The organism is Fibrobacter sp. UWP2 (assembly GCF_900141705.1).
GTDB lineage: Bacteria > Fibrobacterota > Fibrobacteria > Fibrobacterales > Fibrobacteraceae > Fibrobacter.
Map to the genome: position 1 here is coordinate 1 of NZ_FQYM01000004.1, position 21466 is coordinate 21466.

Annotated in this window: 23 protein-coding genes; 11 read left to right on the forward strand and 12 right to left on the reverse strand. The window is 53.6% G+C overall.

The annotated features are described in order from the left end of the window. From BUB55_RS03425 to hisS, 6 genes are all read right to left on the reverse strand, one after another. The coding region (locus BUB55_RS03425) for a hypothetical protein (protein WP_143152881.1) at positions 1-285 on the reverse strand (285 nt) is incomplete at its 3' end. Positions 286-327: 42 nt separating this feature from the next. Further along, positions 328-1656, reverse strand: coding sequence for a THUMP domain-containing class I SAM-dependent RNA methyltransferase (locus tag BUB55_RS03430; RefSeq protein WP_073188253.1), 1329 nt, complete (start codon positions 1654-1656; stop codon positions 328-330). A gap of 9 nt (positions 1657-1665) precedes the next feature. Next, entirely contained in the window at positions 1666-3516 is a 1851-nt protein-coding gene (locus tag BUB55_RS03435; RefSeq protein ID WP_073188255.1) for an MBOAT family O-acyltransferase, read from the reverse strand. A 60-nt stretch (positions 3517-3576) separates the two neighbouring features. Further along, positions 3577-5268: a GDSL-type esterase/lipase family protein gene (locus tag BUB55_RS03440; RefSeq protein ID WP_083596851.1), complete on the reverse strand. Its 1692-nt coding sequence runs from the start codon at positions 5266-5268 to the stop codon at positions 3577-3579. Next, positions 5265-6860, reverse strand: coding sequence for an SGNH/GDSL hydrolase family protein (locus BUB55_RS03445; protein ID WP_073188257.1), 1596 nt, complete (start codon positions 6858-6860; stop codon positions 5265-5267). The genes BUB55_RS03440 and BUB55_RS03445 overlap by 4 nt, the downstream gene beginning before the upstream one ends. Beyond that, on the reverse strand, positions 6861-8168 hold the full coding sequence (hisS, locus tag BUB55_RS03450) for a histidine--tRNA ligase (RefSeq protein WP_073188259.1): 1308 nt from the start codon (positions 8166-8168) through the stop codon (positions 6861-6863). Positions 8169-8337: 169 nt separating this feature from the next. Here hisS and mdh point away from each other — a divergent pair, with 169 nt between their 5' ends. The 3 genes from mdh to BUB55_RS03465 all read left to right on the forward strand — a co-directional run bounded on the left by mdh (position 8338) and on the right by BUB55_RS03465 (position 11117). After that, a complete protein-coding gene (gene mdh, locus BUB55_RS03455) occupies positions 8338-9279 on the forward strand; it encodes a malate dehydrogenase (RefSeq protein ID WP_073188260.1) in 942 nt (313 codons plus the stop codon). A gap of 189 nt (positions 9280-9468) precedes the next feature. After that, positions 9469-10404, forward strand: a complete 936-nt coding sequence (locus BUB55_RS03460) for a mechanosensitive ion channel family protein (protein WP_073188262.1) — start codon at positions 9469-9471, stop codon at positions 10402-10404. A gap of 116 nt (positions 10405-10520) precedes the next feature. Continuing rightward, entirely contained in the window at positions 10521-11117 is a 597-nt protein-coding gene (locus BUB55_RS03465; protein WP_073188264.1) for a hypothetical protein, read from the forward strand. A gap of 12 nt (positions 11118-11129) precedes the next feature. Here the strand turns inward: BUB55_RS03465 and BUB55_RS03470 are convergent, their stop codons facing one another. Genes BUB55_RS03470 through BUB55_RS03480 form a run of 3 tightly spaced genes read right to left on the reverse strand, consistent with a single transcriptional unit; the run spans position 11130 to position 13140 of the window. Further along, positions 11130-12185 carry a M23 family metallopeptidase gene (locus tag BUB55_RS03470; RefSeq protein WP_073188265.1) on the reverse strand — a complete coding sequence of 352 codons (1056 nt, stop codon included), beginning with the start codon at positions 12183-12185 and terminating at the stop codon, positions 11130-11132. Between the two features lie 20 nt (positions 12186-12205). After that, positions 12206-12577 carry a DMT family protein gene (locus BUB55_RS03475; RefSeq protein ID WP_073188267.1) on the reverse strand — a complete coding sequence of 124 codons (372 nt, stop codon included), beginning with the start codon at positions 12575-12577 and terminating at the stop codon, positions 12206-12208. Next, the gene (locus BUB55_RS03480) at positions 12574-13140 is read right to left on the reverse strand and encodes a DUF4416 family protein (protein ID WP_073188269.1); all 567 of its coding nucleotides are present in this window, start codon (positions 13138-13140) and stop codon (positions 12574-12576) included. The genes BUB55_RS03475 and BUB55_RS03480 overlap by 4 nt, the downstream gene beginning before the upstream one ends. A gap of 38 nt (positions 13141-13178) precedes the next feature. Here BUB55_RS03480 and BUB55_RS03485 point away from each other — a divergent pair, with 38 nt between their 5' ends. Continuing rightward, a complete protein-coding gene (locus BUB55_RS03485; protein ID WP_073188271.1) occupies positions 13179-13934 on the forward strand; it encodes a glutaminyl-peptide cyclotransferase in 756 nt (251 codons plus the stop codon). Positions 13935-14094: 160 nt separating this feature from the next. On the opposite strand, the gene metG is transcribed toward BUB55_RS03485, so the two are convergent. Then, positions 14095-16164, reverse strand: coding sequence for a methionine--tRNA ligase (metG, locus tag BUB55_RS03490; RefSeq protein ID WP_073188272.1), 2070 nt, complete (start codon positions 16162-16164; stop codon positions 14095-14097). Between the two features lie 94 nt (positions 16165-16258). Here metG and BUB55_RS03495 point away from each other — a divergent pair, with 94 nt between their 5' ends. After that, positions 16259-16780 (forward strand): nitroreductase family protein, encoded by a 522-nt coding sequence (locus BUB55_RS03495; RefSeq protein WP_073188274.1) that lies wholly within the window; start codon positions 16259-16261, stop codon positions 16778-16780. Between the two features lie 7 nt (positions 16781-16787). On the opposite strand, the gene BUB55_RS14725 is transcribed toward BUB55_RS03495, so the two are convergent. Continuing rightward, the gene (locus BUB55_RS14725; protein WP_073188276.1) at positions 16788-17066 is read right to left on the reverse strand and encodes a DUF4160 domain-containing protein; all 279 of its coding nucleotides are present in this window, start codon (positions 17064-17066) and stop codon (positions 16788-16790) included. Further along, positions 17050-17322: a hypothetical protein gene (locus BUB55_RS03505; protein ID WP_073188278.1), complete on the reverse strand. Its 273-nt coding sequence runs from the start codon at positions 17320-17322 to the stop codon at positions 17050-17052. Before BUB55_RS03505 ends, BUB55_RS14725 begins: the two co-directional genes overlap by 17 nt. 360 nt (positions 17323-17682) lie before the next feature. On the opposite strand from BUB55_RS03505, the gene BUB55_RS14730 reads away from it, so the two are divergent. Genes BUB55_RS14730 through purB form a run of 6 tightly spaced genes read left to right on the forward strand, consistent with a single transcriptional unit; the run spans position 17683 to position 21458 of the window. Further along, on the forward strand, positions 17683-17826 hold the full coding sequence (locus BUB55_RS14730) for a zinc-ribbon domain-containing protein (protein ID WP_143152884.1): 144 nt from the start codon (positions 17683-17685) through the stop codon (positions 17824-17826). After that, positions 17811-18272, forward strand: a complete 462-nt coding sequence (locus BUB55_RS03515) for an OB-fold putative lipoprotein (RefSeq protein WP_255369484.1) — start codon at positions 17811-17813, stop codon at positions 18270-18272. Before BUB55_RS14730 ends, BUB55_RS03515 begins: the two co-directional genes overlap by 16 nt. A gap of 9 nt (positions 18273-18281) precedes the next feature. After that, positions 18282-18743 (forward strand): RDD family protein, encoded by a 462-nt coding sequence (locus tag BUB55_RS03520; protein ID WP_073188281.1) that lies wholly within the window; start codon positions 18282-18284, stop codon positions 18741-18743. Positions 18744-18748: 5 nt separating this feature from the next. After that, on the forward strand, positions 18749-19498 hold the full coding sequence (locus BUB55_RS03525; RefSeq protein WP_072812699.1) for a nuclease-related domain-containing protein: 750 nt from the start codon (positions 18749-18751) through the stop codon (positions 19496-19498). Positions 19499-19507: 9 nt separating this feature from the next. Then, positions 19508-19969 carry a GNAT family N-acetyltransferase gene (locus tag BUB55_RS03530; protein WP_073188283.1) on the forward strand — a complete coding sequence of 154 codons (462 nt, stop codon included), beginning with the start codon at positions 19508-19510 and terminating at the stop codon, positions 19967-19969. Between the two features lie 46 nt (positions 19970-20015). Then, on the forward strand, positions 20016-21458 hold the full coding sequence (gene purB, locus BUB55_RS03535) for an adenylosuccinate lyase (protein WP_073188285.1): 1443 nt from the start codon (positions 20016-20018) through the stop codon (positions 21456-21458). Positions 21459-21466: the final 8 nt, after the last annotated feature.

Consider the following 21466-nt stretch of genomic DNA (forward strand, 5'->3'; position numbering starts at 1 on the left):
TACGCGCACCTTCGCCTTGCCGCCCGCGATGTACACGGAACCGCCCTGGCTGGACCACTTCTTGAAGCCCTCCCTGGGGTGGTATGCTGCACCGCCGAGCTGTTCCCTTTCGGCCAGGAGTATCGCCTCCACGAGCCTTGCGCCCATCTCCCTCGACAGCGCGTCAAGGCAGCTTTTCCCCTGTTCGGCAAGGTCGGCCAGAACCACCCCGATACTGGTCGAAATGTCGATTTCTTCGCGGCGGACGATTGACAGTTTTGGGGTTCTTTTTGTACTTTTCATCATGGTGGTTATCCTCTTGCTTGGTGTTTTTTTGCTGAACCAAATTTACAAGTTGGAGACCACCTTTTTCTTTTTGGTTGCAGAAATTTCAACTAACTTTGGGGCATCTTCCGCGATGTGGATCCCGTCCTTGAATCGGTTGCCATCGCCGCATTCATTTTGCAGGTGCTTCCCGATTTTGGCATAAAGCTTGGGGGCGTCAAAGTTCAGGCGCTTGCCGTAGGGCGGGTTGAGCAGAATGACGGTTTGGCCCGCAAGGGGTTTAAAATCCTCCGCCTTGTAGCTAAAGAAGTCGCGGACCTGCGGGTCCACGAGCTCGGGGGCGATTGTTGCCAACGGAGAATGCTCCACATTGTGGCGTGTAATCTCGACTGCCCGTTCTGAGATGTCGGAGGTGACGATGGTGTGGGATGTGGAGTGAGGAGTGTGGGAAGTGAAATTGACGATGTGGTTCCACGTGGCGGGCTTGAAGGCGGGCTGGTGCTTGAGGGCAAAGTCGCGGCACTTGCCGGGGATAAGCCCAGATGCCATGTAGGCGGCTTCGAGGCTGAACGTGCCGCTCCCTGCCATTGGATCAATGAGGGTGATGTTCGCTGGTGCAGTGTCATCCTGAGCGGAGTGCGCAGCACGAAGTCGAAGGATCTCGATGGTCTCGAGAATCATGCCGGCGGCAAGCGTTTCCTTGAGGGGGGCGTCGTTTACGAACCGCTCGTGCCCGCGCTTGTACAGTTCTTCGCCCGCGAGGTCGAGCCAGACGGTGCAGCGGTCATCGATGAGCGTGACGTAGATGTTTTGCGGCGGAACGTTCCCTTCGGCTTTCGGGGCGTTGCGGGGTGCCCCCGCAGAGGGGGTAGCGGAAGCCCCGGCCGGGGCTGCAGCGAGGGGGACGCTTCCCCCTTCAATTACTTTGTACAAACGCTCGGCGACGGCATCGCTATGGTACAGGCGCGAATGCTTGCAGGTCACGTGGATGCTTATAGATCCTTCGACTTCGCCCTTCGACGCGCTTCGCTTGCTCAGGGACCTTAATAAGGATGGTGAGCTTGCCGAACCACGCTCAGGATGACACGGGAGGTACAGTTCCCACGGGATCTCGGCGGCTTTTTTCTCGAGGTCGCGGAAGTTTTCTGCCTTGAAGTCGGCGATGTGCATCATGATGCGGTTCGCGATGCGGCTGTAGGCCACGGCCTTCCAGGCGTCGGTGATTTTGCCCGTGAATTCCACCTTGCCGTCGTTTGTGGGGGCGGCCTCGATGCCAAAGCCTTGCAGTTCGCGGGCGAGAGTCGCTTCGAACCCCAGGGGCGCCACGGCCCAAAAGCGGTGAGGCTTACCAATGACCTGCCGCTTGAGGCGCTTTTCGAGGTTCTGGTCCATAAGACCTCTTTAGAACTGGAAGTAGATGAACGGCGGGGTGTCGGCGCTCATGAACTGGTAAATCACAAAGATGATGAACGCCGTGGCAAGCACCATCAATGGTGCGGGGAGGCTGGCAAAGGTAATGCGGTAACGGCTCTTGACTTTTTTGGGAATCCAGTGGATAAGCATGCCCGCGATGAACACAAGGATGATGTTGATGTGTTCCCAGGCGATGGTGCCGAGGGTATCCCATTTCCAGGCGGTGCCCATTTGGTGGACCATGTTCTTTGCGGTATTCCAGGCGACTTCGTTGGCCTCTGCCGGGTCGAGGTTACTGCCGGCGCGGAAGAATAGTCGCGTGAAGGTGATGAACACGAAGGTGAGGGTCACGTTCCAGGCGGTGTTGAGCCAGGTGACGGGCTTGCTTGTGAACAGGTGGTAGATGATGGTCGCGTAAATGCCAATAAAGAGCACGCCGAACCACACGGCGGTAATGGCGCAAATGGGGATGGTGTAGTGCTTGTAAAGGATGGCGCTAATGGAGAACAGGGCTAGGGAAATGGCGGCGCGGACAGTGGCGCTGCGCTTGACCCAGAGCTTGTTGAAAACTTGCCCAAAGCCGTTCAAGCCTCCCCAAATGATGAAGTTCCAGCTCGCGCCGTGCCACCAACCGCCAACAATCTGTGTTGCCATGGCGTTCATGTTCGTGGAAATCGTCTTGCGGGATTCGGGCTTGAAGTAGGCGAGGAGGCCGAGATAGAGGAACAAGGCGGCGAGGGCGATTCCCACCCAGACGCTACCCGAAAGCAGGACCGCTACGAGGCTCAAGAATCCCATCCAGAAGAAGGTGCCTATGGTCGCGTTGCGGTTTCCGCCAAGAGGGATGTACAGGTAGTCGCGCCACCAGCTCGAAAGGCTGATGTGCCAACGGCGCCAGAATTCCGTGGGGCTCTTTGCTTTGTAGGGGCTGTTGAAGTTTTGCGGCAGTCGGAAACCCATCAGGAGCGCGACGCCAATCGCAATGTCGGTGTAGCCCGAGAAGTCGGCGTAAACCTGGAGCGAGTAGGCAAAAAGGGCGATGAGGTTCTCGAGACCCGTAAAGAGCAGCGGAGTGTCGAAAACGCGGTCCACGAAGTTGGTGGCGAGGTAGTCGCTCAAAATAATCTTTTTGGCGAGACCGTTCAAAATCCAGAATACGGCAATGCCAAAGGCACGACGGGGGAGAAAATACGGCTTGTAAAGCTGCGGCACGAACTTGTCGGCGCGCACAATGGGGCCTGCCACCAGCTGCGGGAAAAACGAGAGGTAAAAACCGAAGTTCAAAATGTTCGTGACGGGCTTGATTTTACCGCGGTAGATGTCGATGCAGTAGCTCATCGCCTGGAACGTGAAGAACGAGATGCCCACCGGGAGGATGATGGTGTCAACAAGGGAGTGCGTGCCGAACATCTTGTTGCTAGCCGCTGCAAAGAAGTTGTAGACGTGCAGCTCGATACCCGTAAAGTCGTAGAGGGCGTCCAAGAAGAAGTAGGAATACTTGTAGTAGCACAGCACCAAAAGGTCAATGATGACGACAATGACCATCCAGAACTTCTTTTTCCATTTTTGTTCGGCTTTCTCGATCCACTTGCCAATAAAGAAGTTTGCGATGACGCAGAAAATCAAAATGCACACATAGCTGCCGCTCGTCTTGTAATAGAAAAAGAGGCTTGTGGCAAAGAGGAACGCGTTGCGGAGCAAAAGTTTGCTATGGACCAGCGAGAAAAAGAGGAAGACGACGGCGAAGAACCCCCAGAAGTAGAACTGCGTAAAGAGCAGGGGGCTGTTCGGGTCGAATGCAAACGTGCGGGTGAGGAATGGTATTAAATAGTCTAGCATTTGTTTTAGAGGGGGCAAAACCTAATGTTTATTGTCATCCCCGGCTTGGCCGGGGATCTTCTATTTTTTCTTTTTTTCCTCCACCTTCTTCGGAGTCGGTTCGAGGGCGGGGAGGTTCGCGATGTGTTCCTGGTAGGCTTTGATCAATGCCTTGTAGAACATGTCGCCCAGCAGGTGGTAGCCCGCCATTTTAAAGTGGACCTTGTCGGCCTTGGCGAGGTCGGCCTTTTCCCATTTGGCCATAGAACCGAGCCCGCCCATGATGCTGAACTTGTCCCAAACGCCGGCGCCGTGCTTGGCAGCCAGCTCGAAGAACGCCTTGCGGGCGATTTCGCCGTTAGGGTGCTGCACGTAGCGGCGCTTTTTAACCTTGCGGAAGCTGTCGTTGTTCGTTTCAAAGATAAACGCGGTATTCGGGCTCACCTTCTTGATGCGGGCGATGAGCTTGTCGTAGTCTTCGCGAAAACGCTTGTCGTTGAACTTTTTCACATTGGCGTCGTTGATGCCAATGGCAAAGATCACGAGGTCGGGCTTGTAGTAGGCCATCTCCTTTTCAAAGAGCGGGCAGACCTCTTCGAAGTAGTCGTGAACCTTGGCACCGTTGATGCCCACGTTGGTGTAGCTGATGCCCGGGGCGTCGGTTTCGGCGAGAATGCCTGTGAGCGTAAAGTGTGGGCGGGCGTTCTTTTTCACGGAATCGGGAACGACCTCCGCTTCGACAATGCAGTGCTCGTCTTCATCGTTCGATTCGTCCAGTTCGCCTTCTTCGTAATTCGGCTTGGGCTTTTTGGGAATGTCGCTGCACTTGCGGGCAGCTGCGTTTGCAGGCAAGTCCTTTTTGTCTTCCTTGGCGAGGCAGGCGGTGTCCATCACGTCGCATTCGCCCTGGAACATGGAGTCCAGCGGGAGCGCCACGTTTTGCGGAATGACGGCCTTGGCGACCGTATCGGTTTTGGCTCCGGAATCGGCCTTGGTGGAATCGGCGTTTGCGCGCATGATGGAATCTTGCACGAGGGAGTCGGTAATGAACTGCGCGACCGTGGCCTGCTTGAGTGTGTCGACCCAGCGGAACTGAATTTGTATGGTGTCGATGGGGCGCGGGCTCTTGAATACGTAGCTCTGGCTTGCGGTATCGAGTACACCCTTGATGTCGGTGGAATCTACGCGGAGCACGGGCTCCATGTCACCGTTGTCGCTGTAGCCGAACAGGCGGAATCTGGTCTCGCCCCACATGGGCTCGCTATTGTATTTGTCGAGCAAGATGGTGATTTCGGCACGCGGGTCGCTGGTGCTCACGGCAATGCCCAAAAGCCCGAGCGGCTTGGTGACTTCTTTTTGGACGTTCTTGCTCTTGTCCCAAATGCCCTGGTAATAGCTGGCGTAGCTGGAGGGCGTGTTGGTACGTGCGGCTGCGTACGGGAATACAAAGCCTCTACCGGCGCTTGCACCGGGGTATTCTTTGATGAGGTGTTCGCGGATTCGTCCCGAGATGACGTCGGCCTGCAGGTGCGAACCACCAATGTGCAGGATTTTCACTTGACCGCGGTTCTCGAACACGAGGGTGTCTAGCTTTTTGAAGAACGGCTCAAAGTTCGCGTTCCCTTTGGGGAACTGGATAGTGTTGAGCGTCGTGTCGATGAACGAATACTTGCTGAGGTCAATGTTGTAGCTGCCCGGGGCCGGCATGGCGCTTGCGGCAAAACTCAACGCGGCGTTCAAGGCTGCTGTGCAAAGGAGGGCGAGTTTTTTCATTTGGCGGCCTCCGTAGAATCCTTTTTGGTGGTGTCGGCGGGGGCGTTCTTCAAGCTGTCGGCGAATTCGTGGATTTCGCCGAGCTTTTCGTCGCTAATGTGGTGGCGGTCGCGGAACCTAAAGTAGTCGTAGTGCATGCGGAGCGCGGCACAGAAGAGGTCGCCCATGTAGGCGGCACCGCGGCGCGTAAAGTGGATGTGGTCGGTGAAACCGAGGGCGGGTTCCTTGTTGGCCCATTTGATCATGGAGCCGTTGCCGCCCATCACGCGGTGCATGTCCCAGTAGGCGAGTCCGTTGTCGAGGGCGACTTCGCGCAAAGTCTTGATAGTGAGGGCGAGACCGGGGTAGGTCTTCCACTCGCCATCTTGTTGTTTGGCCATGTCGGCGGGGCCAATGAACAGGATGTCGGCGTCGGGGTTGGCCTTTTGAATGGCCAAAATTTGGCGGGTGATGAGCTTTTTGGTCCACTCCACGTTGCCCCTGTTGGTTCCTGGCACCAGGTTGCCGCCGTACTCCATGATGATGAGGCGTGCGTTCATGGCCTTGTAGCTCTCGGCCAAAAGTTCCGAATCAATGCGGTGGAATATTGTTCCCGAGCTTCCACGCATGGCCACGTTGTCGACCGCGACGCCGTAGGCACCGTCGGCGGAGATGGCATAGATTTCGGCACTGCCGCTCAGGTAGATTTTGGCGCTGCTGGTGGTGTCGGGCAGTTTCCAGGTGTAAACGTTGAGGCGCTTGAGCTTTTCAACTTGCGGGGAGTCGGCTTCCACCGTTTTAACGGTGCGCTTGAGCTTGAACGAACTGTCGGCGTTCAAACCAACGGTGTCGATGATGGTGCGTTCGTAAGAGAGCTTGAGCTTGAGGTTTCCGCGCTTGCCGGCGAGCACCTTGACGATGGAGTAACCGCCTACGTGCTTAAAGGCGTTCTTGCGGTCGTCGCGCTTTTTGATGCCAATGACGGCGCTGCCTTCCAGGTCGGCGAACTGGGCGAGGGGGCCGTAGCGATTGTGGTCGGCTTCCTCCTCCTTGGGTCCAAACAAAATGTAGCGCTTGAGGTCGCCGCTGTTCCAGTGGCTTGTGGTCTGCGACGGCACTGCCATAATGGGTGGCATCATACCGGGGCCGGCACCGCCGAACTCGTCCTGAAGGTCTTCGCGGATGGTCGCCGAAATGCGGTCCTCCTCGAGCTGTGAGTCACCGTAGTGCACGATGTGGACCACGTTGGAGTCCAGTTCCGCCAGTTGCAGGTGCAAAAAGAACCGGTCGAACCAAGTCGGGTCGTTGTTCGGCAGGTCAAAGCGGGTCTTGCCCTTTTTGAAAAAGTCCTCGTAGAATTTGAGCGAGTCCGAATAGGCGGCAAATTCCTTTCTCTTGGTGGCCTCCATCATTTCGCGGATGGCGTCCTCGGGGTCGGCGACCGCCGAATCCCCGGTGGAATCGGTCTGCGCCTTCATAAAGATGTCGGTCAGTTTGGGGTAGCGGAAGGTGGTGTCGCCCACGCTGATCCCACCCTGGGGATACACGACCGCCACAACGGCGAGGACAACAAACAGGCTAATGATAGAAAGGAGGACTTTTAAAGGGGACATTTATGCTTGAGGTAATGTGGAATGTTTAATGATTTCTTCGGGGGTTCCCACATGCATGGTGCCGTCGCGGAGGTCCTTGAACTCGAACTGGCCTGCAGTCGCCTTGTCGCCGTCGACATATACGACGATTTTGGCGCCCTGGTAGTTTGCCTGTTCCAGCTGCTTGCCCATTTTCATGGCGGCAAGCGGGTGCGACACGGTGAAGTTCTGGGTAGCGCTGCTGGCGGCACGGAACTTCTGCGCGGTCTCAAAGACCTTTTTCATGTCGTTTGTGAAGCTCGCGATGTAAAAGTCCACGCTCTGCTTGGGGGAGGGGAGCAGATTGTGCTCGCGGAGGAGGTCGGCGAGCACCACGTCGCCCATGCCAAAACCCACGCCCGGGATGCGGTCTCCGCCGAGTTTTTCGGTGAGGCTGTCGTAACGTCCGCCGCCGGCGATGGCGCGCATGGACTTGCCCTTGTCAAAGACTTCAAAGACGATGCCCGTGTAGTAGGCGAGACCGCGCACAATGGAGAGGTCCAGATTCACGCAGGCGCCAAAACCGGCGCTTTCGAGCGTTGAAAACAGGTCCTCGATTTCTTGGAGGGCGGCGGTCGCGTTTTCGCTGTGTACTGCCGCACGGACTTCTTCGATACTCTTGCAACTCATGAAGTCATCGAGCTGCTTGATCTGCGTTTCGGAGAGGCCTGCTTCGGTGAGGGCTTTGGCGAATGCCTCGGGCCCGATTTTCAGGCGGCGGTCAAGCACCGGGTACACCAGCGCGGGGTTCGGGGCGCCAATCTCTTCGAGGTAGGTGGCCAAAAGCTTGCGGCTCGAAACGCCAATTGCAAATTCGCCGTCCTTCAGGCCGAACTTGCGGAGCATGGTGGCGATGGATGCCATGAGGTCGGCCTCGGCGTAGATGCTCTCGGTGCCGATGATGTCCATGTTCAGCTGGAAAAATTCGCGCAGGCGGCCTTTCTGGGCCTTCTCGTAGCGGAACAGGCGCGGCATGCTGAACCACTTGAAGGGCTTCTTGAGTTCGCGGGCCTTCTGGATCACAAGGCGGGCGAGCGTCGGGGTCATTTCGGGGCGGAGCGCGATTTCGCGGTCGCCCTTGTCTTTGAAGTTGTAAAGCTGGCTTACGATTTCGTCGCCGGACTTGCCTGTGTACAGTTCCAGGTGCTCGAACATGGGGCCTTCGTACTCTTCGTAGGCAAAGCTTTCGGCAACCTTGCGCCAGGTATCAAAAATATAGTTCTGGATGCGTTCCGCTTCCGGGTAAAAATCACGGGTGCCCTTGGGCAACTGGGGGATGGCAATACTCATAATGAGCCCAAAGATAGAAAATTATAAGAATGCCCCGAGCAGGCACCCCTGCGTATTGTCACCCTTTTGATGCTTTTTGGAAGATGCTCTGACCATTCCCTTGTCGTAAAACTTTTTTAATGCTATATTTTGCTTCGTAAAATTTAAACCTCAAAAAGGAAGGTTCATCATGGCTAGAAAGAAGATTGCACTGGTTGGCGCTGGCCAAATCGGTGGTACTATGGCACTTGTTCTCGCTCAGAAGCAGCTGGGCGACGTGGTCCTTATTGATATCCCTCAGACCGAAGGCATGCCCAAGGGCAAGGCCCTCGATATCATGGAAGGCCGATCCGTCATGGGTTCTTCTTGCAATCTCTCTGGTTCTACGGATTACGCCGACATAGCCGGTTCCGACGTCGTGATCGTGACCGCCGGTGTCCCGCGCAAGCCGGGCATGAGCCGTGACGACCTCCTGGGCATCAACTGCGGCGTCATCAAGACTGTTGGCGAAGCCATCAAGAAGACCGCTCCCGACGCTTTTGTCATCGTGATTACGAACCCGCTCGACGCCATGGTCTACAACATGCAGAAGGTTACCGGATTCCCCTCCAACAAGGTGATCGGTATGGCCGGCGTGCTCGATTCTTCCCGCCTCGCTTGCTTCGTGGCCATGGAACTCGGTGTTTCTCCCGAAGACGTCAAGGCGACGGTCATGGGCGGCCACGGCGACACCATGGTGAGCCTCTTTGACTGCGTGTCCGTGGGCGGCATCCCGCTGAACCAGCTCATGAGCAAGGAAAAGTTCGACGAACTCGCCAAGCGCACTGCTGGTGCCGGTGGCGAAATCGTGAACCTCCTCGTGCGCGGTTCCGCTTTCTACAGCCCGGCGACTTCCGCCATCAAGATGGCCGAAGCCTACCTCCTTGACAAGAAGAGCGTTCTCACCTGTGCCGTGAAGCTGAACGGCGAATACGGCGTGAATGGTCTGTACTGCGGCGTCCCGTGCGTCATTGGCGCAAACGGCGTCGAGAAGGTCTTCGAAGTCAAGATGAACGCCGAAGAAAAGGCTGCCTTCGAGAAGTCCGTTGAGGCTTGCAAGAAGAACGCCGAATGGGTCGATCAGAATACTTAATAAGACTCTGTTCGCTCAGTACGTTTTGAATCGGGACCTCCGGTTATTCGCGAGCTCCCGACACCGCCCCTGGTTGATACCAGGGGCTTTGTGTCTCACGAGACGCTTGATTTTTGCAGATATATGTTCTAAATCACCCCGGACGAGAGCCGGTTTTTTTTAGGAGCTTTTTTTTGGTATATTTAATGTGTGAATTTTATCAGGTCCGTCATTCCCAAGGATTCCATCATCGAGCAGTTGCTGCTGGTGGTCCTGGTCATTTTGCTGGTCAAGTTCCTGAATATCGCTATCCGCAAAATTTTGGAACGCGCCTCCAAGCGCGGTTTTGACCGCGCCGCGATCCCCCTGATTTCGGACCTCTCCAAGTACGCGCTCTACGTGATTGGGTTGCTGCTCTGCCTCAACATCATGGGCGTCAACACCAACGGCCTTTTGGCAATGATCGGTGCCGCGAGCCTTGCCGTGGGCCTTGCTCTCAAAGATACGCTTTCGAACGTGGCCGCAGGCATCCTGCTTTTGTTCCTCAAGCCCTTCTGTGCCGGCGACTATATCGAGTGCGGCACCATCAAGGGTAAAATCAGCGGCATCGGCATGTTCAACACGACTTTCGAGACCATGGACGGCCTTTACGTCTCCGCCCCGAACAGCTCGCTCTGGGGCGCCCCGATTGTGAACTACAGCCGCAACTTGACCCGCCGCCTGGACCTGACCGTCGGCGTCGCCTACAAGGAGTCGCTCGATCGCGTCCTCCGCATTTTGCGCGAGATGGTGGCTCGCGAAGCCCGCTTTTTAAAGATTCCGGTCCCGCAGTTTTTTGTGTCGGAGCTCGCCGACAACTCGGTCAACATCACCATCTGGGTGTGGGTGAACACTTACGAGTACCATATGCTCGACCGCCTCTACCGCGAAATCATCAAAAACACCCTGGATGAGTACAACATCGAAATCCCGTTCCCGCAGCGTGTGGTGCACATGGCGAAGGAAGACGAGGTCCCTGCCGACCCGGCGCCAAAGCAAGACGAAGAAAACGAATTAGACAATCCCGACAGCGAACTCATGCAGATTGTGAACGGCCGCAAAAAGCCGAACGGGGACGAAGACCATTTTATGAAGGATCTCGTCTAAATCCGCCCGCCGTACCATACAACCAAATTTTACCTGGGAAATCAGTTCGTTTCCCTCTTTTTTAGTGTATATTGGTAATGTATTTGGTGTATCAAACCATATAAAATGGAGCGGAAATGAGTACAAAAGAAAAGCTTATCCTGGCGTTCTCCCTGGTTTTTGCTATGGGAATGACCGCGTGCGGTGATGATTCCTCCTCGTCTGGCGGAGATGCCGAAGAAGAAACCCCAGCGTCTTCGGACAGCGGCTCCCAGCCGCCTTCGTCTTCTTCTGTGACGTCGCAGTATTCCGGCTTTACCGGCTGCGCCTTTACCGCCGATGCCGACGAATGGAGCTTCTCGTACACCAGGACCTACAAAAAAGGTTTTGTGCAGGCCGACGAACTGTACGTGCACAAGTACACGGCGACCGCCGACACCATCTACGAAGTTGAATCGACCATCGACAAGACGACGAAGGGCGACAAGTGCGATATGGTCCTCGTGGACCTTTGCGGCGAAGACCTCGATTGCCTTGGCGTTCTGGAACAGACGGACCGCTATGTGGTAGAAAGCAAGCTCGGCCAGGAGACATACGAATACTGCTCCGAGGAAGGGCTCGTCACCGAGGTGGAAACCAAGCATGTGTTGAACGAGTTCACCACAAAGGTGGATGTGTTTGGCGAAGCCCAGGAGAAGTGTGCCGAAAAGCAGGCGCTGACCGCGGCCCAGTAATGGACCAAGCGCCTATTCGCAGCCGCGCAACTTTTGCCCCACGCGCAGTGGGGCGTTTTTCTTTAGGTTGTTCAGGCGGCACAGCGCCTCGATAGAGATGTTGAACCAGGTCGCCACATCCTGCTGGGTGTCGCCTTTTTTGACCACGTACACGTTCTCTTTTTGAAGCTTCGCCTGCATTTTGCGGTGGGCGGCGATGAGTTTTTTGGTGGGAACCTTCTCTACGTCGGGCCGCAGCTCCCACTTGGGGAAGTTCACGATGGTGGCGGGGTCGATGTTGATGTCCTTGTAGCGGATTTCAAAGTGCAGGTGCGCCGCCGAGGATTTGCCGGTGTTGCCGGCGAGCCCCACGATGTCGCCCGGGAACACGTATTCGCCGACCTTGACCTTGCGTTCCGAGAGGTGCCCGTAAAGCGTTTGCAGCCCGTTGTCGTGGTCGATGATCACGTAATGGCCGTAGCCGCCCTTGTTGTACTTGGAGACGGTGATGTGGCCGGGGAGCGCCGCCACAACGGGCTCGTCCTTGATGACGTTCACGTCGACGCCGCGGTGCAGGCGGTGGTCGCGGATGCCGTAGGGGCTGCCCAACAGGGCCTCGTGCGTGATGGGCACGAGCATGCTCGAAAAGTCGAGGAACTCGCCCGGTTTTTGAATCTTGGGGACCGCGGCGGCCTGGTCTTTGATGGAATTGCCCACCATCTCGAACTCAATGCCCTGCTTTTCGAGGAGGATGGCCTTGGTGAACGCCTTGGGATCCGAGGCGTCAATCTTGATTACGGAGGAATCGCTTGCGGCCTCGGGCTGCGCAGCCTTGGCGCTTTTATCGCTTTTGGCTTTTTTCTTTTTTGCGGGCTTCTTGGCTTCTTTCTTTTTGGGCTTCGCCTTTTCTTTTTTGGCTTCCTTCTTTTTGGGAGCGGCTTTTTTCGTCGGCTTTTTTTGGACTGCCGTACTGGATGTTTTTTTGGAAGAGTCGGTAGCCCTGGCATGGGAGGGCGTGTTTATACAAAGTAACGCCACCACCAACACGGCCAGTGCCGTGATGAAACTATGTCTACCCCAAAAAAGCATCCTGCCTAACCCGTAAAACTTTATTTGAGGAACGCGAAGAACACCGCGCCGATGATGAGCGCAAATGCCACGATGTGGTTCCACTGGAGCGTTTCGTTGTTGAATACGGTTGTCGCGATGACTGTGAATATAGTGAGCGAGACTGCCTCTTGGATGACCTTGAGTTGCATGAGGCTAAAGGGCCCGCCGTTGATGCGGCTCCCGATGTTGTTTGCAGGAATCATGAAACAGTATTCGAAGAGGGCCACTCCCCACGAGGCGAGAATCACGAGGATGAGCGGCCAGTCAGTGGAAATGTGCATTTCTTTCAGCTTGAGGTTCCCGTACCATGCGGTGGTCATGAACACGTTGCTGATGATGAGGAGGATGACTGTAAAGATGCCTGCTTTCATTGTTTTGCTCTCAATCTATATGGTTTTCCCGTGCTCATCTGGTAGGCGAGGCGGGCGCGTACTTGTTCCAGGTAGTTGATGTAGGTCTCGCTTTGGTAGTCGCGGTAGGTCCACTCGAAGGCGTGAAAGTGCCCGTCTTGAAAGTAGAGGGTGGGCTCCACAAAAATGCCGTCGCGCATGTACACGCGTTGGCGCTGGTCCTTGGTGGTTGCCAAAAAGAATTGCCCCAGGGTCATGTAACCCGGGTCGAGGTTCACGGGACGCAGGTTCGGCGTGCCGTTTTTTTCGGCAATCTCGAGTTCCACGTCGTTGGTCCAGCGCTTGATCTCTACAATCTCGGTGCGGTCTACCAGCGGCTCGTAGCTAAAGAAGGCGCGCACGGGGGTGCTTCCGATTTCGTCGATGTAGTAGTTTGTGAAGGTGAACGGGAAGGGGGCGAGGTTCAGGTCTTCGCAGCCAAAGCGCTGGCGCAGGGGTTCGCGGACGGCCTCTACCGCCGCCGCATTCTTGGCCAGTACGCCTACGATGATTTTGACCTTGGCTGGTTCACGAATTGCGCCCATAGTGCATCAAAAATAGAAAAGTTTTCTACTTTTTTTTTATGCGCTATTCTGCTGTTCTTTTCTCTGCGCTTGTCGCTGTGCTGGTTTCGGGCGTTTTTGCCCAGGCTCCCCGTGTGCAGCCCGAAATTCTGGACTCCGTGGCTCACGACCCGGCGCACTTTACCCAAGGGCTTTTTTTTGACGGGAAACAACTCGTAGAATCAACAGGTCTGTACGGGAAGTCGGGAATTTACCGCTATGCGACCCCCGGTGGCGCGGTTCTGGATTCCTCCCGCTTGGAGGAGCGTTATTTTGGCGAAGGTTCCGTCGCTGTGGGGAACGATGTTTTTTATTTGACCTGGAAGTCCAAGAAGGCGTTCATCTTTTCGCGTAAGCCTTTTGCCAAAAAGGGGGCGTTCCGCATTCCTACCGAGGGCTGGGGGCTTACGTACTGGCGTGACGCGCTCCTCATGAGTAACGGCAGTGCAGAACTTTTGCAAATTGCCCTGGGGGCGTTCAATGTGGTGGGGATTTTCACCGTGACCGATGGCGGCAAGCCAGTAGAGAGGCTCAACGAGCTCGAGGTTGTTGATGGCAAGCTTTACGCGAACATCTGGCAGACGCCGCTTATCGCGGTCATCGACTTGCCTAGCGGCAAGGTGCTGAAGTATCTCGATTTTTCGCAAAAAGCAAAAGGCATTGAGGCGAAATACCCCAATGCCGATGTGTTGAACGGGATTGCCTACGACGGCAAGTTCCTGTGGATTACTGGCAAGAACTGGCCGTGGATTTATAAAGTCGCAGTCCCTAAATAATAGTAGTCGCTCTGTGAGCGCCAGCCCTGTACCTGTTATACAGAATCTAGCGCGAACGGTCGCTTCGTGAGCAACAAAGCCCCAGTTATTAAACTGGGGCGGTTGCGAAAGTGAGCGCCAGCCCTGTACCTGTTATACAGAATCTAGCGCGAACGGTCGCTTAATGCACGCCAGAACCGTCGGCGACGTCGCAGGTCACGGGCTTGCCGTTCACTTCGAGCGCGAGGGCGTCACAGAATACGCAGCCACCCTTCACGGAGAGCGCAATCTTCTCGAAGTCCTTGACCTTGAGTTCGCGCGGTTCGCTCGGGACCACTCCCTTGAACAGGGCGCGGTCACCCGGTTTAGCGTCTTCGGGCACGGAGACGAGGCGGCAAGTGTGTGCTTCGTTGTCGAGGTCGCCCGCAAAGAGCATGCCCTGGCTCATGATTCCGCGGAGGGCGCTCGGCTTGAGGTTTGCGAACAAGAGAATCTTGCGATCCTTCAGTTCTTCGGCCTTGTAGCTGTTCTTGAGGCCGCTGCAGATGGTGCGGAGTTCGCCTTCGCCGGCATCGACCTTGAGCACGTAGAGGCTCGTGGCGTCCGGATGGTCGGCCACTTCCTTGATCTGGGCGACGCGCATGTCCATCGCTGCGGGCACGTCGGCAGCCATCAGCGGCTTGTTCTGCTTGGGCTTCGGCTGGGCTTCCTGCTTCTTGACTTCTTCTTCAATACGCGGGAAGAGCGGCTTGCCTTCACCGAACGCTTCGCCACCCTTGAGGATTCCCCAAGCGAGGTCGTCGGCGCTCTGGAACTTGGAACCGATCATGGCGAGGCCTTCTTCGGCCTTGCCCGGAATTACCGGCCACAGCAGGCAGAGCGAGAGACGTACGGCTTCGGCGGAAACGTAGAGCACGGTCGCGAGTTCGTCCTTGAGGGCGGGGTCCTTCGCGAGCTTCCACGGGGCCTTGACTTCGAGGTAGCGGTTGATGCTACGCACCAATTGCATAATGGTCTCGATGGACTGGGAGAGGCGGGCCTGCGGAAGGCCTTCCTTGATTTCGGCAATCACCTTGTTCGCAAGTTCGATGACTTCCTTCTCGGCGCCGCCGATGGCGGTGGCGGCGGGGAGCTTGCCTTCAAAGTTGTTGAGCACCAGGCGGTGTACGCGGTTCAGCACGTTGCCGAGGTCGTTCGCGAGGTCGCTGTTGATGCGGCGCACGAAGGCGTCGTGCGTGAAGTTGGCGTCCTGACCCACCACCATTTCGCGGGCGAGGAAGTAACGGAACGCGTCGATGCCGTACTTTTCCATGTAGTCCATCGGGTTTACCACGTTGCCTGCGGACTTGCTCATCTTTTCGCCGCCGTTCACGAGCCACCAGCCGTGGGCCAAAATGTGCTGCGGGAGCGGAATGTCGAGAGCCATGAGCATGGTCGGCCAGTACACGCTGTGGGTGGTCAAAATATCCTTACCGATCAGGTGGTAAGTGGCGGGCCAGATTGGCGTGCCGTCGGCATAAGTCTTGTGGAAGGCGGTGGAGGCGCTCACGTAGTTGAGGAGCGCGTCGAACCACACGTAGGTCACGTAGTCGGTGTCGAACGGCAGCGGAATGCCCCAGCTGAGGCGGGCCTTCGGGCGGCTGATGCACAGGTCGTTCAGCGGCTGGCGCAGGAACCCGCGGATTTCGTTCCAGCGGTAGTCCGGCACAATCCAGTCCTTGTGGCTTTCGAGGAAGTCAATCAGCTTCTGCTGGTAGGAACCCATCTTGAAGAAGTAGTTCTTTTCCTTGAGCCATTCTACCGGGCGGTGGCTGATGGGGTCGCACTTGTTCTCGTCGAGTTCGTCTTCGCCGAAGAAGCGTTCTTCGCCCACGGAGTACCAGCCCTCGTATTCCTTCGAGTAGATTTCGCCCTTGTCCCAGAGCTTCTGCAGACATTCCTGCACAAAGGCCTTGTGTTCGGGCATTGTGGTGCGGATAAAGAAGTCGTTACCGATACCCATCTTCTTCCACAGGTCCTCGAAGCGGTGGTAGTACTCGTCCACGTGTTCCTGCGGGGTCACGCCGCGCTTTTCGGCGGCGCGCTGCACCTTCTGACCGTGTTCGTCGGTACCGGTCAAGAAGAACGTCTGGTAGCCCAGGATTTTGTGGAAGCGAGTGAGGATGTCCGCGAGGACGGTGGTGTAGGAGTGCCCGATATGCGGGGCGTCGTTAACGTAATAAATCGGGGTAGTAACGTAAAAATTTTTCATATGCGTAAAAATAGTAAAATATGTTAGGTGAAGAGCGTCATGGCTGGCTTGACCCGCCATCTAGATTTTATATTTCAATAAAAAAGAGGTCCCTATGTCTTTTATCGAACTTGCCAAGAATCGCTATAGCTGCCGTGCCTTTACCGCCCAGGCCGTAGAACCCGAAAAACTCGCCCAGGTGCTGGAGGCGGGTCGCCTGAGCCCGACGGCAATTAACGCTCAGCCTGTAACCGTGAAGGTCGTCAAGTCCCCCGAGGCTCTGGAAAAGATCCGCGGCATTACCCGCATGGCCTACAACGCCCCCGTTGTGCTCATGGTCTGCTACGACGAACCCAACTGCTATACCGCCGAAAAGTATAACGACAGTTTTAACAGCGGCGTGATGGACTCAAGCATCGTTACCTCCTCCATGATGATGCAGGCGACCGACCTCGGCCTTGCGACCCTCTGGGCTCGAGGTTTTAATGCGGCTGAAATTGAACGTGCGTTCAACTTTCCGAACAACTTAAAACTTGCCTGCCTTTTGGATATCGGCTACGCCGATCCCGAGAACGGCGGCCCTTCGCCCAGGCACCCGGTGCGCAAGAGCATGGAAGAATTCGCCAGCGAAGTGTAAAACACTACTAGCAGTAGTATGTAATTGTTCCGAAGAATTCTTTCCATTTGTTGATGACTTCTTCGTTTCTCGCTTCAATAATCCGAAGGATATTTTGAAGAATTGTTGGATTGATGCGAGAATTGTTATGGGCTAGTAGGCATTTGCCTGCTTTTGTAATCCAGATCTTTGTGGCGTTTGCTGTGGGTGCGCTTTCAGACACGTGAACGTGGATTGGCTCCAACGGATCGTTTTCGTTGGACCAAAAATAAACCCAGAAAGAACCTATTTTAAAGATTTGCGGCATTGCTAAACCCACCTTTCTGAGAGAATTCTATTATCAGATGAGCTGTCGACTCAATCACCTTTTTATAGCGGTCGAGTTCCTCATCTGAAAAACCGAATATATCTTCCCATGTGTAGGAGGGTAAATAGCATGTTGCCCGATGAAAGCCGTCTTTTGCATCGGGCTTTTCGATGTACACCTTGACACGTCCGTCATTGCCCATTTCGGAATGGACAATTTCAGCGTTGTCGTCTAATGTCATGAAAGGGTACATCATATTGCTAAATGGCAATATAACTTTTTCTTGCCTAGTCTGGCTAGTATTCATTTTCGCTCCTTCCGCCTACATGCTAGAAAAGGCGGGGATATGATGTTATTGTTTAATCAAATGCTGGTGCACATTTGTGTATTTAAAATATGTTATTGAATAGCGTTTGTCAAGTTAAAAAATGATTTTTTACAAATTTCCATATTGGAATAGTCCTTTGGACTCTTTTATGTTTGAGGAATATATATTATAACGAATAGACTTTGGAGAATTTATGCATTTTAATTTGTTCTAGGCTTGGCGATGAGGAAACAAACGATTCCGTTTTTTATGGAGGCTGTTCCGTATTAAAAAGGGAGAGTGACTAATATGAAATACTGTTTAAAGTGTGCGCGACAAATTGGAGATGAGCATTCGTTTTGTCCATATTGTGGATCATCACAAAAATGGGAAAAGAATATTGAATCTGAAAAAAATCTAGTGAAACGTCTTCAAAATTGCCAATCATCATAGGATTGGTTATTGCAATGATGATTGTTTCTGTCATTATTGCATTTATAGAAAAATCAAATATTGAAAAATCGAACTACTCATATAAAACTACGCAAACACGGGTACAAGAGAAATCGTTCTCTTCACCGGTAATATCCGTTTCGGCAAAGCAGATTTTGAGTGATTTTAATAGTAATGAAGTTCGTGCTGGAGATCAGTATAATGGCAAACGTGTTAGAATATCAGGGTGTGCTGCAAGCATTGATAATATGATGGGGATTTTGTCTGTTTATATCAATTCCTGTGGAGGTGATTTTGATATTGATTATGTACGTGCGCAATTTCCTAATAGAGCAAAAGAAAAATTATCCCGATTAAATAAAGGACAAAAAGTTGTTGTTGAGTGTACAATTGACGATGGTGGTGATATCATGGGTGTTGCCGCATCTAATTGTATATTGAAATAGGAGGATAAAATGGAAAATGAAGATCTTGAGTATGTCGGATTCTGGGCAAGGGTGGTAGCAACAATTGTTGATTCTTTGTTGCTCATTATTGTTACGTTTCCTTTTTTACTTATTTTCTATGGGTTAGATTATCTAGATAGCGAAGGGCTTGTTGTTGGCCCAGTAGATTTTCTTTTGTCTTATGTTTTTCCGATAGTTGCTACGCTTGTTTTCTGGTTTTGGAAACAGGCAACTCCTGGAAAAATGGCTTTATCTGCAAAAATTGTTGATGCAAGAACCGGTAACGAACCGTCGGCAGGGCAATATATTGGTCGTTATTTTGCATATATTTTGTCTGCTCTACCTTTATGTCTTGGATTTTTATGGATTGCTTTTGACTCCAAAAAACAGGGCTGGCATGATAAACTTGCAGGAACTGTTGTGATAAGGCCGAAGAATCATACAGAAGCAGTAAAATTTGAAAAGGATTAAGTGAAATGGGTAAGAAATTTCGGACACATGTTCAAGGTGAATCCCTTCAGAAGAAAATAGATGCGGATTTTGAAAAATACTATAGTCTTTGGGCTCTTTTTATTGCTTTTCTTTTATTGACTATTTATGTATGGCTGTTTTATTTTAAGGTCTTTGATATTACGTTAAGTCTTGCCATTACATTTACAATACTAACAGGTGTAATATTTATTTACGGATTCAGGAAAAGCTGTAGGTTGATAAAGCATATTCGCAACTGCTATAAGGGAATGGAGGGTGAAAGACTCGTTGGTGAAATGTTGAACAAATTAAGCAATGATTCGGTTAGAGTCTTTCACGATGTTTGTGGGAGTGAATTTAATGTTGATCATTTAATTGTCAGTACGCGCGGTATTTTTACGATAGAAACAAAACACTATGATCGCAAGAAGGGGTATAACTTTTTATTTCAGGACGGAAAACTTCTATTTAATGGTCGCCAATGCAGAACGCTGCTGAATCAAATGGATGGTGAGGCTAGTTTTATCCGTGAGAAGTTAGATGAACTCTGCGGACGGGTTTACCCGATTCAAAAGGTTGCTATTATCATTGGCGCATATATTGATAATCCGCAAAGTGATTTTTCTAATTATTGGATTCTAAATGAAAACAGTTTCCCGAAATTTTTTAATAATTCTAAAGAAGTTCTCTCTATTGATGAAGTTCGCTTGATTTCTACGCAATTGACAGAATGGCTAAAGGTTTCTGTTGATTAGGACTTTCTCATGCAACCCAATTCCAACAACATCGTTGTCCTGCGGGCGGAAGAGGAATGGCAGCGTGTAGGGGCGTATTCTGTCCGCATTCAGGGTATGAACCGACAGCACCATATTTCGCTGCGGGAGGAATTTGACGAGCATGATGGTGACGGTACGAAGTATATTGTGCTGCTCGATGCCGGGTACCCGGTGGCGACGTGTAGGTTCTTTGAGACAGCCACTGGGCATGTGACGCTCGGGCGGGTGGTCGTTCTGCCGGAATACCGTGGGCGCAAACTGGGCGCGATGGCGGTTTGCGAGGCGGAAAAGTGGATTGCGGAGTGTGGCTATACGGAAATTGATATTGAAAGCCGCCTCGAGGCGGTAGAATTTTACGAAAAACTCGGTTATGCGCGCGTTGACGACAGTGTAGTCCGGAGCGGCGTGTTTGGCTGCATCCGCATGCGGAAATCCCTTTCGGCGAAGTAGTTTTTTTCTAAATTTATCCTTGCAAAAATTCAAAAAAGGATAAAACATGCGCGATCAGTTCGAAAGCCCGCTTATCAAGCGTTACGCCAGCAAGGAAATGAGTTTCATCTTCAGCCCGCAGTACAAGTTCCAGACTTGGCGCAAGCTGTGGATTTACCTCGCCGAATCCGAAATGGAACTCGGCCTCCCGATTACGCAGGAGCAGGTGGACGAACTGAAGGCCCACGAGAAGGATATCAACTTCGAAGTCGCCGAAGAAGAAGAAAAGCGCCGCCGTCACGATGTGATGAGCCACGTTTACGCTTACGGCGTCCAGTGCCCGAAGGCGAAGGGCATCATCCACCTGGGTGCAACGTCTGCATTCGTGGGCGACAACACCGACCTTATCCAGATGCAGCAGGCCATGATTCTCGTCCGCAAGCGCCTTTGCCGCGTGATGGACAAGCTTTCCAAGTTTGCTATGGAATACAAGGACATGGCCCAGCTCGGTGCCACGCACTTCCAGGCCGCTCAGCTCACGACTGTCGGTAAGCGCGCTTGCCTCTGGCTCCAGGACATGCTCATCGACCTTGAAGAATTGAACTTCCTCATCGAAGTGCTTCCGTTCCGCGGCGTGAAGGGCACGACCGGTACGCAGGCCAGCTTCATGGACCTGTTCAACGGCGACGAAGAAAAGATTATGGAACTGGACCGCAGGGTCACGGCAAAAGCCGGATTTAAGCGTGTGCTCACCATCACCGGTCAGACCTACACTCGTAAGTGGGACAACCGCGTGAACCAGGTGCTCAGCTCCATCGCTCAGTCTCTGCACAAGTTTGCTACCGACATGCGCCTCATGCAGGGCGTGAAGGAAGTGGAAGAACCGTTCGAAAAGACCCAGATCGGTTCCTCTGCCATGGCTTACAAGCGCAACCCGATGCGCAGCGAACGCATCTGCTCCCTGGCCCGTTTCGTGATGGCCCAGGTCAACAGCACCGCCTTCACGCAGGCGACGCAGTGGTTCGAACGCACCCTCGACGATAGCGCCAACAAGCGCCTTGCCATTCCGGAAGCGTTCCTCGCCATGGATGCCATGCTCATCATCGCCGAAAACGTTACCAACGGCCTTGTCGTTTATCCGAAGGTTATCGAAAAGCGCATCATGGCCGAACTCCCGTTTATGGCTACCGAAAACATCATCATGGAAGGCGTGAAGAATGGCGGCGACCGTCAGGAACTCCACGAAGAAATCCGCGTGATGTCCATGGAAGCTGGCAAGGTCGTGAAGGAACAGGGCAAGGACAACGACTTGCTCGAACGCGTGCTGAAGAACGAAAAGTTCCAGAAGCTCGGCATCACCGAAGAAAAACTCAAGGAAATCCTCGACCTCCGCAAGTTCGTGGGCCGCGCTCCGGGACAGGTCGTGAAGTTTGTGACCGAAGAGGTCCGCCCGGCAATTGAGGCGATTCCGGATTGGGCGACGATCGATGCCGGCGAACTAAAGGTCTAATTTGCCGT

What these genes read in the sequence shown, in the direction of transcription:
- metG (WP_073188272.1), bottom strand. Translation starts at nt 16,164, where the DNA reads ATGAAAAATTTTTACGTTACTACCCCGATTTATTACGTTAACGACGCC.
- BUB55_RS03475 (WP_073188267.1), bottom strand. Translation starts at nt 12,577, where the DNA reads ATGAAAGCAGGCATCTTTACAGTCATCCTCCTCATCATCAGCAACGTG.
- BUB55_RS03525 (WP_072812699.1), top strand. Translation starts at nt 18,749, where the DNA reads ATGGGTAAGAAATTTCGGACACATGTTCAAGGTGAATCCCTTCAGAAG.
- BUB55_RS03440 (WP_083596851.1), bottom strand. Translation starts at nt 5,268, where the DNA reads ATGAAAAAACTCGCCCTCCTTTGCACAGCAGCCTTGAACGCCGCGTTG.
- BUB55_RS03530 (WP_073188283.1), top strand. Translation starts at nt 19,508, where the DNA reads ATGCAACCCAATTCCAACAACATCGTTGTCCTGCGGGCGGAAGAGGAA.
- mdh (WP_073188260.1), top strand. Translation starts at nt 8,338, where the DNA reads ATGGCTAGAAAGAAGATTGCACTGGTTGGCGCTGGCCAAATCGGTGGT.
- BUB55_RS03435 (WP_073188255.1), bottom strand. Translation starts at nt 3,516, where the DNA reads ATGCTAGACTATTTAATACCATTCCTCACCCGCACGTTTGCATTCGAC.
- BUB55_RS14725 (WP_073188276.1), bottom strand. Translation starts at nt 17,066, where the DNA reads ATGCCGCAAATCTTTAAAATAGGTTCTTTCTGGGTTTATTTTTGGTCC.
- BUB55_RS03470 (WP_073188265.1), bottom strand. Translation starts at nt 12,185, where the DNA reads ATGCTTTTTTGGGGTAGACATAGTTTCATCACGGCACTGGCCGTGTTG.
- BUB55_RS03485 (WP_073188271.1), top strand. Translation starts at nt 13,179, where the DNA reads ATGCGCTATTCTGCTGTTCTTTTCTCTGCGCTTGTCGCTGTGCTGGTT.
- BUB55_RS03505 (WP_073188278.1), bottom strand. Translation starts at nt 17,322, where the DNA reads ATGATGTACCCTTTCATGACATTAGACGACAACGCTGAAATTGTCCAT.
- hisS (WP_073188259.1), bottom strand. Translation starts at nt 8,168, where the DNA reads ATGAGTATTGCCATCCCCCAGTTGCCCAAGGGCACCCGTGATTTTTAC.
- BUB55_RS03495 (WP_073188274.1), top strand. Translation starts at nt 16,259, where the DNA reads ATGTCTTTTATCGAACTTGCCAAGAATCGCTATAGCTGCCGTGCCTTT.
- BUB55_RS03445 (WP_073188257.1), bottom strand. Translation starts at nt 6,860, where the DNA reads ATGTCCCCTTTAAAAGTCCTCCTTTCTATCATTAGCCTGTTTGTTGTC.
- BUB55_RS03520 (WP_073188281.1), top strand. Translation starts at nt 18,282, where the DNA reads ATGGAAAATGAAGATCTTGAGTATGTCGGATTCTGGGCAAGGGTGGTA.
- BUB55_RS03480 (WP_073188269.1), bottom strand. Translation starts at nt 13,140, where the DNA reads ATGGGCGCAATTCGTGAACCAGCCAAGGTCAAAATCATCGTAGGCGTA.
- BUB55_RS14730 (WP_143152884.1), top strand. Translation starts at nt 17,683, where the DNA reads ATGAAATACTGTTTAAAGTGTGCGCGACAAATTGGAGATGAGCATTCG.
- BUB55_RS03430 (WP_073188253.1), bottom strand. Translation starts at nt 1,656, where the DNA reads ATGGACCAGAACCTCGAAAAGCGCCTCAAGCGGCAGGTCATTGGTAAG.
- purB (WP_073188285.1), top strand. Translation starts at nt 20,016, where the DNA reads ATGCGCGATCAGTTCGAAAGCCCGCTTATCAAGCGTTACGCCAGCAAG.
- BUB55_RS03465 (WP_073188264.1), top strand. Translation starts at nt 10,521, where the DNA reads ATGAGTACAAAAGAAAAGCTTATCCTGGCGTTCTCCCTGGTTTTTGCT.